The following is an 11985-nucleotide window of genomic DNA, read 5'->3' on the forward strand; positions in this document are numbered from 1 at the left end:
GGCGCTCGTGCCCGGGAGAGGAAATGTCCGACATCGCCGAAATCCCGGTCGATGAGCAAGAACGTCCGTTGCCGCCGCTTCTGCGCCCCCTGAGGAGCGCGCTGACCGACGGACCGATCCTGCGCACGCTGCTTGGCCTCGCCTGGCCCAATGTGGTCGCGCTGTCGGCCGGCACCTGCGTGGTGATCGCGGAGACCTCGTATATCGGACGTCTCGGCGTGGAAGCGCTGGCCGCGATGGCGCTGGTGTTTCCGACAGTGATCCTGACCATGACGATGTCGGGCGGCGCCATGGGCGGCGCGGTGGCCTCCTCCATCGCACGTGCGCTCGGCGCCGGCGATCGCGAACGCGCCGGCACGCTCGCGGCACATGCGCTGCTGATCGGCATCACCTTCGGCGTCGTCTTCATGCTGGGCATGCTGATCTTCGGACCCAAGGTGCTCGAGATGCTCGGCGGTCGCGGCAATGTGCTGGCGCATGCGGTCGCCTACACGCAGGTATTTTTCGGCGGCGCGGTGCTGCCCTGGCTGCTCAACACCATGGCGGGCGTGTTGCGCGGCACCGGCAACATGAAGCTGCCGTCGCTGTTGATCCTCAATTCCGCGGTCTGGCAGGTCGTGCTTGGCGGCACGCTGGGTCTGGGGCTCGGGCCCGTGCCGCAATTCGGCATGCGCGGTGTCGCGGCCGGCTCGCTGATCGCCTATTCCATGAATATCTGCGTGATGGGCTGGTATCTGTTCTCTGGCCGCGCGCGTGTGGTGCCGAAGCTGCGCGGACTTCGCATTCAGTGGGCGATGTTCTTCGATATCCTGAAGGTCGGCGCCATCGCCTGCTTCTCGCCGCTGCAATCGGTGCTGACGATCTCGATCTTCACCCACATGCTGGCAAAATTCGGCACCGCGATCCTCGCCGGCTACGGCATCGGCGCGCGGCTGGAATTTTTGCTGACCTCGATCGCGTTCTCGTTCGGCATCGCCTCGGTGCCGATGATCGGCATGGCGGTCGGTGCCGGCCGTATCGCGCGCGCCCGGCGCATCGCCTGGATCGCAGGCGCGTCTGCATTCGTCGCGGTCGGCGCGCCCGCTTGCCTCGTCGCGCTGTTCCCCGACCTCTGGGTCAACATTTTTACCGACAGCGCCACGGTGCGCGCGACCAGCCATCAATATCTGTCGACGGTCGCACCATTCTACGCCTTCATCGGCCTGGCCTCGACGATGTACTTCTCATCGCAAGGCGCAGCCAAGGTGATTGGCCCTGTGCTGGCGCAGACCGCGCGGCTCGCCTACATCGCGACGACCGGCTGGTGGCTGTCGACGCATGACGCCACCGCGCAAAACTTCTTCTGGCTCGCCGCCAGCTCGATGGTCTTGCTCGGGCTGCTGTCATGCTCCAGCGTGGTGCTGACGCGCTGGGGTCCGCGCGAAAGCAAACCGTCGATCAGGCCGGTCTTGTCGGCAGCCGCTGACTAGAGCCCTTCCGTTCCGATCGAATCGGAACGGGGCTCTAGATTCTTGTTTTGACGCGTTTTCTTTACGCGAACCGGTATCCACTTCGCTCGAAAACGCTCTAGTGATGCTTGTGGCGGCGATGGCCGCCTCCGCCGCCGAAATTGGCCATGCTCATCATTTGCGGGAGCATCGCCATCATCTGGCCGGCCGCGGGGCTGCTGAGCATGCTCATCATGTCTCCGCCGCCCATGCCGCCCATCGTGCCGCCAAGGCCGCCGCCACCCATCATGCCACCGAGGCCGCCACCGCCGTTCTCCATCATGGGGCCCATGGTCTGGATCAGCGCGGCGAAGCGGCGCTTGCCCATCTTCGCCTTCATCATCTCCAGCATCGGCGCCATCTGGGTCATCATGTCCCCGCCGCCGGCACCTCCGCCGCCGCCGCCGAGAAACTGCGCCTTCGCCGGCGTGCTCGCGACCGAAAACAGCAGCAGCACGGCGGCTGCCTGGCAGATCAACTTTGCTGCACCTCTCATGGCATGCTCCTCGCGTGCGTGGCTCAGCCGGGAGGGCAGAGCCAACGGGACGCACGCCGGCATGGTTACGGCCGATGAGGGCAGTACTCTGTGAGAAAGATCACGTAGCGGCCGGCGGAAATGCCTTGTGCATGGCGATCACAGCCTCCTTGGTCTGCCCCTGCACATAGGGCGCAAGCTCGTTCGGCAGCATGTCGATGATCCAGACCAGGCGGCAGCTTGCCTCGCTCTCGGCAATCACCTGCACCGAGGCGCTGTAGTGCTTCAGCCGCTCGCTGTTGATCGCATAGACCAGCCGCTGCCGCGCATCGTCGCAATCGACCAGCACCTCGCGCGCCACCGAGCCGTTCGCAAAGGTAACGATGCGCGCATCGCCGTCGCGCGTGCAGGCGGTGACGAAGCCCGGCGCCAGCCGCTCGTGCAGCGCGCCGAAGTCACGCACCGCGTCCCAGACTTTGTCCGCGGGTGTGTTGAGGGGAACGTCGTTGTGTATGGAGGCCATGGAGGAAGTGTCCTTGATTGAGTGAGTAGGGTGGGCAAAGGCGCAAAGCGCCGTGCCCACCATTCATCGGCATCGTCGCGTGCGATTGGTGGGCACGCTTCCGCCTTCGCTCTCCGAGCTACGGCGGACAAGTCGCTTTGCCCACCCTACGAATTCGCGCGCGTGGCGAGCCTCACGCACAAACCGCTTCGACATTGTTGCCATCGGGATCGATCAAAAACGCCGCGTAATAGGTCGGGCTGTAATCCTTGCGCGGCCCTGCGCCACCATTGTCGCGGCCGCCGCTCTTCAGGCCTTCGCTGTGGAACGCCTTGACCGCGTCATGGTCCCCGGCGCGAAAAGCGATGTGCGCGCCGTCGGCCTTCCGTCCCTTGTTCAGATGCAGCCAGAGCGCCGGCGCATCCTTCGGTCCGAAGCCGGCATAGCCGTCGCCGCTCGAGCACAGGACGTAGCCGAGCGGCGCCAGCGCCGCGGTGTAAAAGCGCGTGGCGGCGTCGAGGTCGGCAACACGCAGTCCGATGTGGTCGTACATGATCGTCTCCATTTGCAATGCGCGCCTGTGTGGTGGCGCGCGCCGGAGACGAACCTAGTCAGTTGAGGGTGAGATGCTCTTGGAGAATCTTGCGCTTGCCCTTTGAGGCTTGCCGGAACTTCGTCGGCGACACGCCGGCGGCGCGATGAAACGTGCGGACGAAGTTGGAGAGGTCGCCGAAGCCAACGTCGTAGGCGATGTCGGTGACCGCGATGTCGTCGTCAGCGAGCAGGCGCGCCGCATGCCGCAGCCGCGAGCGCACCAGATATTGATGCGGGGTGACGCCGAGCACATTCGAGAACAGCCGCAGGAAATGGAACGGGCTCAGGTCCGCCTGCCGCGCGGCCTGTTCGAGGTCGATCTCGGCAGGCGAATTCTCGTCGATCCATAATGCGCCCTCGACCGCGCGGCGGCGATCGCGTGCGGTGGGCGCGGCCCGCTTGCGCGGCTTGCCCGAGGCCACATCGACAAAGCGGCCGGCAAAAATCTGGCCGACCTCGTCGAGGCCGAGATCGCTGTTGCCATCTGCTGCCGCTTGCGCGAGCTCGCCCAGCACCATCAGCTCGGGCAGCGGCGGCGTTGCGCCGACCTGCCAGAGCTCGCGGCGCCCGCCCAGGGCATCGACGAGATCCTCGCTGAAGAAGAACGACAGGCAGACGTCGCCGCTGACATGCTCATGCGTGCAGGTGTATTCGTCGCCGGGCGCGCCGACCAGCAGCGAGCCCGCCACCAATTCGAAGAAGCCGGCGCGGCAATGGCAGCCAAAGCTCCCCGAGCGGACATAGGCGATCGAATGACCCAACCGGCATTCGGCAAACGGCTCGTCGCCCGGTCCCGCATCGCAGCGAAACTCGGAGACTGTTATCGATTGTGACGTCAGCAGCCTAGTCGCATCCATCCTTCCTACTTAGGAAGGCGGGCGCGGCGGAGCAACGGGCAGCAGCACCTCGAACAGGGTCTTGCTGGCGATGGGATGCGCGCCCTCCAGCGAGAGCAATCGCCGCTTGGAGATCACCCCGCCATAAGGCGAGATCCGGTCGGCATAGCTGCCGGCCTCCAGCACCCGGTGGCAGGGCACGATGAGCATATAGGGATTTCGCGAGATCGCCTGCGCCACCGAATGCGCGGCGCCGGAAGCGCCCAATGCCTTGGCGATCTCAAGATAGGTACGGGTCTCCCCGCGCGGAATCGTGCAGGTGTATTCGTAGACCCGCCGATTGAAGGCGGGCACGTCGCCGGCATCGAGGCTGACATCGGAAAAGTCGGGATCGCTGCCCTGCAGCAATGCCGCGATGCCCTCGATCGCAAGCTCGGCATTGAGCGGAAGCGGCTGCTCGCGCGCCTCGGGATGGACCTGGAAAATCCGGCGGCGGGTGTCGATCTCCCGCGCCTCCGGCAATTGCACGGCCACGACGCCGGAACTGCTCCAGACGATGCCGCACCGGCCTATGGCCGTGTCGAATATCGCGTAGCTACGCCCCACCATGCACACGCCCCACTCAGTGCAGGTTTCTCCCCAGACACAAGATCATAACACTGCCACAATCCGGCGCACCTGGAATCTTACCAGGACGTTAACAAGCGTCAGGCCGGGCGCGCCAAAGCGCTTGGCGCCGGACGCCGTCTCGGCTAATCAGGGCAGGCGTCGGCTACTGCGCATCCGCGGGCGTAGTTCAATGGTAGAACGGCAGCTTCCCAAGCTGCATACGAGGGTTCGATTCCCTTCGCCCGCTCCAATACTTAGCTGAAATTCGCGAGACGGTTTTGTCGCCGGTTTTGCAGTGTTTGTTCAATCTTTGGCCTCCAACTTTCTGATCCTGGCCTTGATGGCCGCCGTCCGATCAACGTAGCGGCGGATGATCTTCTTGACCGATTCCTCTTCCCACGCGATCGTTTCGGCGATCTCTCGCTCGTCGAATCCTGCGATGTAGAATTTTGTCGCTGCTGTTCCCCGCAGGTCGTTGAAATTTAGATCCCGATCCTGCATGCCGGCGTCAATCTTGGCCTTGTTAAAGGAGCTGCCGAACCCGTCGACAGTCCAAGGTCTGCGCCGGCTGCTGGTTAGGATGGTGGTCGCGCGCTTGGGGATGCGTGCGAGGATATCCTTGAGTGCGTCGTACAGAGGAACGATCGCCTCACGGCGCCGTCTGCTCTTGCCCGTGGCGAGGACAATCGCGTGCTCGCCAACGTGTGACCATGACACCCGCACCAGATCGCCTAGTCGCAGGCCGGTGTAGCCGGCGAGATCGATAGCGTGCGCGATTTCCGCCGAGCAGGTTTTCCTGATGTGAGTGATATCTGTCTCAGTCCAGATGATCTCGGATCGATTGTTCTTGTAGAGATATTTGATACCCTCGCAGGGATTGCGCGCAATCTTGCCAACTCCTACGCCGTGGGCGAGGACACGCGATAGAACCTGCAGCGCATAGTCGGCTGTGCGTGGTGTGCTGGCCCATTGGTTGCGCCAACGGAGGATATCAAGTCGAATTTTTTCTGGCCGATCGAAGTGGGCGGTGCGCAGCTCCCCGAAATGGTCCGAGATGCGATCGAGCCACTTGCTCCATTGCGCACGCGCCGACTCTGCAAGCTTCTTGTAGTCTCCGCTGGCCTTGTAATCTACGATCACGAACCGGAAGCGGCTTTTGTCTGGCGTCCGGCGCTGCTCAATTGCCTCGTTATAGGAGGCGATGAATTCGGGCGAGCCGGGCTCGCCGCGCAACCGAGGACCGCCGCGCCACGCGTACCAATACGTGCGACCCTTGGCCTTAACCTTAGCAATCCCCTTGAGTTCAATCCTTACCATGGCGCGCCCTGAACTCCGCTAGTTCTCGGTCGAGTTCGTCCTCATACGTTTGCGGGCCTTCGGTCGCGAAGATAATGATGAACTTCCCTGAGTCGTCGATTTCGACCCGCTGCATTTGAATGCCAGCAGAGCGGACCGCCTGCAACGCTCGTTTGAGGTCCTGTTGTTTGAATGTGCAGGGGCGACGGGCCATACAAATGTTCTACGGGCGGCTCCTTAATTGCAGCAAGCATCCAAAGCGTCTTACGCTGGGCAATTCGCTTCGGGCTTTCAATCGCTTAGGTTTTTAAGAAGAGCTGAGTTTGCAGGTGACCAGCAAGCGTTGCTCGAATCCGCTGTTCTTGCCTGCAAGCTCACCTGCAACTCGTATTGCGAACTAGCTTCTGTCTCGTGTTCGATGGTCTGTCTTACGTCACTGTCTTACAGCTAGCAGAGCGGATGATGCGTGATTTCGGACCTTGGTGATCGTGTCTAAACCGCTCTATCAGAAATCGAAATTTTTCCCGCATTCGTTCGAGCGAGCCTTTGAAGAGAATCTGTCTTACACTGTCTTGCGCCGGACGTGCGACTAGCCTCCGAGGTGCAGGTGCGTCTTATATCCGCTGGCCGCTGCCGTAGGTTCTGCGAGATTCGAATCTTTTTGAAAATTTTTCCGCGCAAATTGGTCTTGCTACATAGGGGGAGGGGGTCTGTGCGTCGTGACGGTTTTGCTGCCGTGCTCTCCCATCTTCTCGACTCTTGCGCTTCGATGAAATCGGTGGTGCATTGACCTGCTCAATGGGGGGACAATGCAGAATCAAGTGTTTAACGGCCTAGCGCTGATTGCCGCTGCAATCGCGGTCTACGGTCTGATTGGACTATTCGGCAATCGCTATACGCTTTCAGCGTCTATCAAAGCGATACTCGGGTTTGGGTGACTGATCATCTAACCGGAGCCGTCTATAGGTGCTTTCGCCCCGATGTTGGTCGTGCGGGATGCGGAAGCAATTAGCTGATAGGATCGAAGTATGAGCTGGGGGCGGGGCTTTTTTAGAGTGTGGTTGGTGCTGTCGGGGCTGTGGATTGGCCCCTGCATCTATGGTTTTAAGCCAGCGACTTATTCGTGGCTCTGGAAGGGATCGGTCTACGCAGTCTCTCTTGGCAACAATGGGCGACAAGTGACACTTGATACTTCAAGGAGCCGTAGCGAACTCGTTTCGGACTTGTTCGATGCACTGAAGCTTGAGGCCCAGGCAACCAAGCTCAAGCCACCTGTTCTCTCGGATACGGATGAAATTTTAGCTGCGATCGATTCCAAATATACCACTGACGGCGACAAAGCGCGTGAGGCGTGGCTGGTCACTCTTGTCCCGCCGCTGTCACTGTTGGGGCTTGGTCTGGCTATAGCTTGGATACTTCGAGGCTTCCGCAGTCGGGCCGATGCATGACCTGATCCTTGTCGGATCGCACCGCAGGATCAGTCCGACGGTGAAAGTTTCGCGATAAAGCACGTCTCACTTGAGCCGCGCACCATGCTCCCCCGCGAGGCGCTGTAATACCTCGATCGTTGAGCGCCGCAGCTATCTTGCCGGCAGACGTCGCTCCGTCGTTTCGGATGGCTTGGATCATCGGAGCCAGATCGGAAGCTCGGCGGTTCGCCGCCCCAATCCGGACAGCGCGTGCCTTTGCGAGATCGTTGCCGCGGTAGCCGCTCAGACGGATGCCGCGAGCTTTGACTGTCCTGCGTTCAAGCTCTTGTGCAGGTACCTGCAACTCTGTTTCTGCTGTCTTACAAGCTGCTGGCTTACATCGCGCTATGAGAAATGGCTCCGCTGGGAGCGGCCACATCCGCCCTTGTCAGAATTGTTAGTTTTGCCGCGTCTGACCGTCGAAAGTCCTTGGAGCGACTCGTCTTACGCTCGTTTACGCCGGAAACAGGAATGGGGGCGTCCGATTGGATGCGTCTCATACGGCGCGCTATCAATCGCGGGAAAAACGAGAGCTCATTCTTGTATTTTTTCCGAGGAAGTCTGGTTACCTAGAGGGGGGGCTGCACATCTTCACGGTTTTGCTTCCGCGCGACGCCAACCATTAAGCGTGAAATTCATAGGGGGCGTCGTCCGCTTACGGCGCCAGACCGGACGTCGCGCATGGGCTCTGAGGATTTCGGCCCCTGACCCGAAGCAGACGTTCACCACGATGTCAGCCGGGATGCTATAGGAGGGCTTCGAGCAGAGTGTGCGGCGAGAGGCGGCTTGCATGACCGATGAGAATAGACTGAGGCCCTTCTGGCGCCCTGTATTGGGCGCGATTGCTCTGCTGTGTGTCGCCTTTGTGGTCTTTAAAGCGGCCCGTGCGCCATCCAGTCAGGAAGCCCTGCTTGGATCGCTCAAGGAACTTGGTCTGCCAGAGCTTACAACCGCATTCGTGCTTCATCCCGATACCTGCTCGATTGAGAGGTCTTTCTGGAAATGGCATGTAAGCTGCGAAGGCGTGCCGATTTCCTTCTACCAGGACCGGATGCTCTGCAATGCCGGCCCTCCAAGAACTTGCACCACGGTGCCGTCCGAAGAGCGGGTTTGCGTATCGTACTATTGGGATATCGATCTTAATGGAGTGCCGTCAAACCCACGCGGTGACCACGGCCGCTATGCCTCAGTCGGCGACGGTTGCAACCCCAAGGGCTCGCGCGTGGCTGAGCGCGAGGCGATGGCAAAGCTCGGGATTACGCCTCATCGCGTCGAATGAAGTCTGCTGAACGCAAGCCGATTGGAGATGGCTCGACCGCAATAGACAGGCTATCGCAGACGTCGGCTGTTGGCCCAACGCCGACATGCGCCCACTATCGGCTCACCGTCTGCTGTTGAGGGCAAAACGGACCTGCATCTAACAGTACTTCAGCCTAGATCAGTGCCAATGCAGGCCGGGAAAGAACTCGTCTCACCTGGGCCGCGCACCAAGGCCCCCCGCGAGGTGCTGTGATGCCGCGATCGTTGAGCGCCGCAGCGATTTTGTTGGCAGATGTCGCGCCGTCGTTTCGGATGGCTAGGATCATCGGAGCGAGATCGGAAGCTCGGCGGTTCGCCTCGCTAATGCGGACGGTGCGTGCCCTTGCAAGATCGTTGCAGGTTCCTGCACGGCCCCGAAAACCACCGAGCCGAATTCCTCGCGCCTTGGCCGCAGCCAGGGCGGCCTGGGTCCGCTGGGATATCGCTTGAGCTTCGTTTTCTGCCACCGCCGCTAGGATATGGATGGTGAGCCTGTTCGCCTGGGGGAAATCGACCGCCTCGAACTCGGTCCCGGACTCCATGAGGTTAGAAACGAAGGCAACGTTTCGAGCCAATCGGTCGAGCTTGGCTATGATGAGGGTGGCTCGGTGGAGACGGCAGGCTGCAAGCGCTTCCGCAAGCCTTGGGCGGTCTGTGCGTCGCCCGCTTTCGATCTCGGTGTATTCGGAGATCAGTTCGCCTCGGCCGCTTAAGCGCTCAATTACGGCCTGCCGTTGGGCTTCTAGGCCGAGGCCGGATCGCCCCTGGCGCTGTGTGCTGACACGGTAGTAAGCGACGTATCGGTTAGATTTCACGGGCCGGTCTCCGGAACATATCGTGCAACGGTCGATGCACGAAACGTTACAGACCGCAATCTCTCGTAAGCATCCGGCGAAGACCGCGCGCGGGTCATTTTCGGCTCAGGCGGCTTGATCAACGTTCCGGATGGCAGAGCGCCAATTCCATGGCAGCAGTTCGTCGAGCCTTTGGACGGGATGCTCGGCGATGCGCGCCAGAACGTCGGCGAGCCAGGCTTGCGGATCGACGTCGTTCATCTTGGCGGTGACGATCAGGCTGTACATCACCGCCGCCCGCTCGCCGCCGCGATCCGAGCCGCAGAACAACCACGACTTCCGACCTAAAGCGATGCCGCGCACGCCACGCTCCGCCGCATTGTTGGACAGGCAGATGCGGCCGTCATCGAGGAAGCGGGTAAATGCGCTCCAGCGCTTGAGCATGTAGTCCATGGCCTTGGCGACATCGTTGCTGCGCGAGAGCTTGGCGCGTTGTGTGCGCATCCAGGCTTCCAGATCGGCCACGAGCGGCGCGCTGAGTTCCCGGCGAACTGCCTGGCGCCTTTCGGCGCTCTGACCGTTGATGGTCCGCTCGATCTCGAACAGGGCGTCGATCCGGCGGACTGTTTCCAGCGCCAGCGGCGAGATCACTGCCGGCCTCTTGCCCTGAGCCTTGCGACGCGCATTCTCGGCCAGATCAGCCATCACGAAGAACGGCCGCCGGGCATGGACCCAGCACGCGGCTTCCAGGATCGGACCTGCGTTGCGGCCCGGTTCGTAAAGCCTGCCATAGCCGCCATAGGCATCGGCCTGGAAGATTCCGCTGTAGTTGGCCAAGTGAGCCTGGGGATGCTCGCCGGCCCGATCGCGCGAGTAATAGAACACCGCGCCCGGCGGGGCCTGCCCTCCAAAAGGCTTGTCGTCGCGCACATAGACCCAGATCCGGCCGGTGTCGGTCTTGCCTTTGGCCAGGACCGGAACCGTGGTGTCGTCCCCGTGCAATCGCTCGGCGCTCAGTACGTAGGCCTCGAGGCGCTTGAACAAAGGTGCCAGCGCCGCGGTGCAGCCGCCGACCTGGTCGGCCAGGGTCGACAGACTGATCGGCACGCCCTCCTTGGCATAGCGCTCCGCTTGCCGGTTCAGCGGCTGATGTTGACCAAACTTCTCGAACAGCACCATCGCCAGCAGGCTTGGCCCCGCCCAGCCGCGGGCAAGCACATGGAACGGCGCCGGAGCCTGGCTGATCTTCTCGCAATCACGGCAAGTAAACTTCTCGCGGACGTGCTGGATCACTTTCCAGGATTTCGGGATCACCTCCAGCGTCTCGGTGATGTCCTCGCCGAGCTTGGACAGCCGCGCGCCGCCACAGCAGGCGCACGCCACAGGTCCCGGCACGATCACCCGCTCGCGAGGTAGATGCTCCGGGAACGGCTGGCGTGACGGCCGCTTGCGCGTGAACGACGCCACCTTCGTGGTTTTGGCCGCGGCCATTTCGGCGGCGAGTTCGTCCTCCGTCGCCGAACTCTCCAGCTCCTCCAGCGTCAGTTCAAGCTGATCCAATAGCCGCGCGGTACGCTCCGAGCGCGGACCATGGCGGTCGCGGTTGAGTTTCTCGATCTGCAGCTTCAGATGGGCGATCAACGCCTGGTCGTCGGACTGCCGGGCACGGGCGGCCGCAGCCTCCGCCCGAGCAACGATCAATGCCGCTTGCAGCGTTTCGATGTCGTCTGGCAGCGATTCAAGGCCGTCACCCATGGCCCCGATGGAATCACAAAAGAGGCGATTTGAGGCGTCTTTTCTTCCGCACCTCAGAACTTTTTTGAGCCTATCCTGCGCTCTGTGGCCGCCACGTGTGCTGCGGATTGCGCCAGTCGATCGCCTCCAGCAGATAACTCATCTGCGCCGCGCTCAGCCCCACCACACCGCCCACCGTCGCCGGCCAGACAAAACGGCCACGGTCCAACCGCTTCGCGTAGAGCGACAATCCAATTCCATCGTGCCACAAGGCCTTGATCAGCGAACCGCCGCGTCCGCGGAACACGAAGACATCTCCGGCGAACGGATCGCGACCAAGGCTTTCCTGCACCAATAATGACAAACCCTGCATGCCCTTGCGCATGTCAGTGTAGCCGGTCGCAATCCAGATGCGTGCGCTCGAAGAGACTGGGATCATCGACGCTCCAGAACCTGCAGCACCCGCGCCAGGGCGGCCGCATCGACGCCCGCATCGACAATCACCCGACGATCCCGGCCAACGACGATCACCATCTGCCCGCTCGTCGCTGTGGCAGCAACCGCCGGCTCGACCTCAGCGGCAAGGACGACCCGCGCAAAGCCGGATTGCTCGCTTTGAGGGCTGATCGGCTCGGGACCGAACGAGCGCCGCCATGTCATCAGCAACGAACGTGATATGCCATGGCGTCTTGCTGTCGACGATATCGCGCGCGGCGCTTGAAAGCTTTCGGTCACGATCCGCAGCTTTTCGTCATCCGACCAGCGTCGCCGGCGACCAGTCTCGACCACCTCAAGCCGTTCAAGCTGAGTACTGCGCTTATGGCTGTCCATAAGGACTGTTACGCACCAATTGGACTAATCCAACAAGGCGGCCCTCGCCGGAGGGAGAC

The 11985-nt window shown here is 61.8% G+C and carries 14 protein-coding genes and 1 tRNA gene; 4 read left to right on the forward strand and 11 right to left on the reverse strand.

The window, feature by feature from the left end:
* Nucleotides 1-23 precede the first annotated feature (23 nt).
* A complete protein-coding gene (locus UP06_RS23745; protein ID WP_045006087.1) occupies nucleotides 24-1469 on the forward strand; it encodes an MATE family efflux transporter in 1446 nt (481 codons plus the stop codon).
* A 97-nt stretch (nucleotides 1470-1566) separates the two neighbouring features.
* Here the strand turns inward: UP06_RS23745 and UP06_RS23750 are convergent, their stop codons facing one another.
* The 5 genes from UP06_RS23750 to UP06_RS23770 all read right to left on the reverse strand — a co-directional run bounded on the left by UP06_RS23750 (nucleotide 1567) and on the right by UP06_RS23770 (nucleotide 4503).
* Nucleotides 1567-1983 carry a hypothetical protein gene (locus UP06_RS23750; protein WP_045006088.1) on the reverse strand — a complete coding sequence of 139 codons (417 nt, stop codon included), beginning with the start codon at nucleotides 1981-1983 and terminating at the stop codon, nucleotides 1567-1569.
* Between the two features lie 100 nt (nucleotides 1984-2083).
* Nucleotides 2084-2485 (reverse strand): SRPBCC family protein, encoded by a 402-nt coding sequence (locus UP06_RS23755; protein ID WP_045006089.1) that lies wholly within the window; start codon nucleotides 2483-2485, stop codon nucleotides 2084-2086.
* A 172-nt stretch (nucleotides 2486-2657) separates the two neighbouring features.
* Nucleotides 2658-3017: a VOC family protein gene (locus tag UP06_RS23760; RefSeq protein WP_045006102.1), complete on the reverse strand. Its 360-nt coding sequence runs from the start codon at nucleotides 3015-3017 to the stop codon at nucleotides 2658-2660.
* A gap of 58 nt (nucleotides 3018-3075) precedes the next feature.
* Nucleotides 3076-3915, reverse strand: a complete 840-nt coding sequence (locus UP06_RS23765) for a helix-turn-helix transcriptional regulator (RefSeq protein WP_045006090.1) — start codon at nucleotides 3913-3915, stop codon at nucleotides 3076-3078.
* A gap of 9 nt (nucleotides 3916-3924) precedes the next feature.
* Nucleotides 3925-4503: a methylated-DNA--[protein]-cysteine S-methyltransferase gene (locus UP06_RS23770; RefSeq protein WP_045006091.1), complete on the reverse strand. Its 579-nt coding sequence runs from the start codon at nucleotides 4501-4503 to the stop codon at nucleotides 3925-3927.
* Nucleotides 4504-4679: 176 nt separating this feature from the next.
* On the opposite strand from UP06_RS23770, the gene UP06_RS23775 reads away from it, so the two are divergent.
* Nucleotides 4680-4753 (forward strand) — tRNA-Gly (locus UP06_RS23775).
* 53 nt (nucleotides 4754-4806) lie between these two features.
* On the opposite strand, the gene UP06_RS23780 is transcribed toward UP06_RS23775, so the two are convergent.
* Entirely contained in the window at nucleotides 4807-5820 is a 1014-nt protein-coding gene (locus UP06_RS23780) for a tyrosine-type recombinase/integrase (RefSeq protein ID WP_045006092.1), read from the reverse strand.
* Nucleotides 5807-6013, reverse strand: a complete 207-nt coding sequence (locus UP06_RS23785) for a hypothetical protein (protein ID WP_045006093.1) — start codon at nucleotides 6011-6013, stop codon at nucleotides 5807-5809. Before UP06_RS23785 ends, UP06_RS23780 begins: the two co-directional genes overlap by 14 nt.
* Nucleotides 6014-6827: 814 nt before the next feature.
* Between UP06_RS23785 and UP06_RS23790 the strand changes: the two genes are divergently transcribed.
* Complete coding sequence (locus UP06_RS23790; protein WP_045006094.1) at nucleotides 6828-7247, forward strand: hypothetical protein; 420 nt, start codon at nucleotides 6828-6830, stop codon at nucleotides 7245-7247.
* Nucleotides 7248-8058: 811 nt separating this feature from the next.
* Nucleotides 8059-8547: a hypothetical protein gene (locus UP06_RS41005; protein ID WP_156163171.1), complete on the forward strand. Its 489-nt coding sequence runs from the start codon at nucleotides 8059-8061 to the stop codon at nucleotides 8545-8547.
* A 154-nt stretch (nucleotides 8548-8701) separates the two neighbouring features.
* Here the strand turns inward: UP06_RS41005 and UP06_RS23800 are convergent, their stop codons facing one another.
* From UP06_RS23800 to tnpA, 4 genes are all read right to left on the reverse strand, one after another.
* The gene (locus UP06_RS23800) at nucleotides 8702-9382 is read right to left on the reverse strand and encodes a recombinase family protein (protein WP_045006096.1); all 681 of its coding nucleotides are present in this window, start codon (nucleotides 9380-9382) and stop codon (nucleotides 8702-8704) included.
* A 105-nt stretch (nucleotides 9383-9487) separates the two neighbouring features.
* Entirely contained in the window at nucleotides 9488-11116 is a 1629-nt protein-coding gene (gene tnpC, locus UP06_RS23805; protein WP_044999807.1) for an IS66 family transposase, read from the reverse strand.
* A gap of 70 nt (nucleotides 11117-11186) precedes the next feature.
* Complete coding sequence (tnpB, locus tag UP06_RS23810; RefSeq protein ID WP_044999806.1) at nucleotides 11187-11534, reverse strand: IS66 family insertion sequence element accessory protein TnpB; 348 nt, start codon at nucleotides 11532-11534, stop codon at nucleotides 11187-11189.
* Nucleotides 11531-11926 carry an IS66-like element accessory protein TnpA gene (gene tnpA, locus UP06_RS23815; RefSeq protein ID WP_044999804.1) on the reverse strand — a complete coding sequence of 132 codons (396 nt, stop codon included), beginning with the start codon at nucleotides 11924-11926 and terminating at the stop codon, nucleotides 11531-11533. The genes tnpB and tnpA overlap by 4 nt, the downstream gene beginning before the upstream one ends.
* Nucleotides 11927-11985: the final 59 nt, after the last annotated feature.

The organism is Bradyrhizobium sp. LTSP857, assembly GCF_000938285.1.
In the GTDB taxonomy this organism is placed as follows: Bacteria; Pseudomonadota; Alphaproteobacteria; order Rhizobiales; family Xanthobacteraceae; genus Bradyrhizobium.

Excerpts from the sequence above, each read along its gene's own strand:
- tnpC (WP_044999807.1), bottom strand. The coding sequence starts at position 11,116 with ATGGGTGACGGCCTTGAATCGCTGCCAGACGACATCGAAACGCTGCAA.
- UP06_RS23755 (WP_045006089.1), bottom strand. The coding sequence starts at position 2,485 with ATGGCCTCCATACACAACGACGTTCCCCTCAACACACCCGCGGACAAA.
- tnpB (WP_044999806.1), bottom strand. The coding sequence starts at position 11,534 with ATGATCCCAGTCTCTTCGAGCGCACGCATCTGGATTGCGACCGGCTAC.
- UP06_RS23765 (WP_045006090.1), bottom strand. The coding sequence starts at position 3,915 with ATGGATGCGACTAGGCTGCTGACGTCACAATCGATAACAGTCTCCGAG.
- UP06_RS23760 (WP_045006102.1), bottom strand. The coding sequence starts at position 3,017 with ATGTACGACCACATCGGACTGCGTGTTGCCGACCTCGACGCCGCCACG.
- UP06_RS23750 (WP_045006088.1), bottom strand. The coding sequence starts at position 1,983 with ATGAGAGGTGCAGCAAAGTTGATCTGCCAGGCAGCCGCCGTGCTGCTG.
- UP06_RS23790 (WP_045006094.1), top strand. The coding sequence starts at position 6,828 with ATGAGCTGGGGGCGGGGCTTTTTTAGAGTGTGGTTGGTGCTGTCGGGG.
- tnpA (WP_044999804.1), bottom strand. The coding sequence starts at position 11,926 with ATGGACAGCCATAAGCGCAGTACTCAGCTTGAACGGCTTGAGGTGGTC.
- UP06_RS23785 (WP_045006093.1), bottom strand. The coding sequence starts at position 6,013 with ATGGCCCGTCGCCCCTGCACATTCAAACAACAGGACCTCAAACGAGCG.
- UP06_RS23780 (WP_045006092.1), bottom strand. The coding sequence starts at position 5,820 with ATGGTAAGGATTGAACTCAAGGGGATTGCTAAGGTTAAGGCCAAGGGT.
- UP06_RS41005 (WP_156163171.1), top strand. The coding sequence starts at position 8,059 with ATGACCGATGAGAATAGACTGAGGCCCTTCTGGCGCCCTGTATTGGGC.
- UP06_RS23770 (WP_045006091.1), bottom strand. The coding sequence starts at position 4,503 with ATGGTGGGGCGTAGCTACGCGATATTCGACACGGCCATAGGCCGGTGC.
- UP06_RS23745 (WP_045006087.1), top strand. The coding sequence starts at position 24 with ATGTCCGACATCGCCGAAATCCCGGTCGATGAGCAAGAACGTCCGTTG.